The 464-nt window shown below is 49.8% G+C and carries 1 protein-coding gene; it reads right to left on the bottom strand.

Features of this window, described 5'->3' with window-relative positions; translation table 11 throughout:
- Positions 1-464, bottom strand: a 464-nt coding sequence (locus H6A32_RS15935; protein ID WP_204864833.1) for a hypothetical protein, incomplete at both ends; no start/stop codon positions are given.

Raw genomic sequence — 464 nt, 5'->3', positions numbered from 1 at the left:
TACTTCGCACCGTCTTCTACCTTGGTCTCTTCCGTTGGCTCTGTCGGTGTCCAGCTTCCGCCTTCATATCCTTCATTCGCCTTCGGTACTGGAATGTCGCTCAGGGTCTTATCCTTCGCTGTCCAGGTTCCGTCTGTATTCTGCTCTGCAAGCACATAGGTCTGGCTTACTGTGGTATTCTCTTCACCTTCAAATGTTCCGTTTACTACCTGATATGTTACGGTTGCTTCGTATTTATCCGGTGTTCCGTCCTCATTTGCATCCAGAGAGTACACCGCCGTGATCTCCACGTTCTCTTTCACAGTTCCTTGGACTTCTCCCTTAATGCTGTCAAGCACGTAGGTCTGACCGTCTTCGTCATAGACAATCTCAGCCGGGATCTGCTCTGTCAGGTCGTATGCTGCATCGTAGCTGGTAGCTTCTGTGTATGGTGCCTTAAGGGCTGTTCCCTTTTCATCATCCAT

The sequence above is a fragment of the Drancourtella massiliensis genome, from assembly GCF_016900655.1.
Lineage (GTDB): Bacteria > Bacillota > Clostridia > Lachnospirales > Lachnospiraceae > Sellimonas > Sellimonas catena.
The sequence above is the reverse complement of the archived record's forward strand: the minus strand, read 5'-3'. Positions and strand labels throughout refer to the sequence as shown.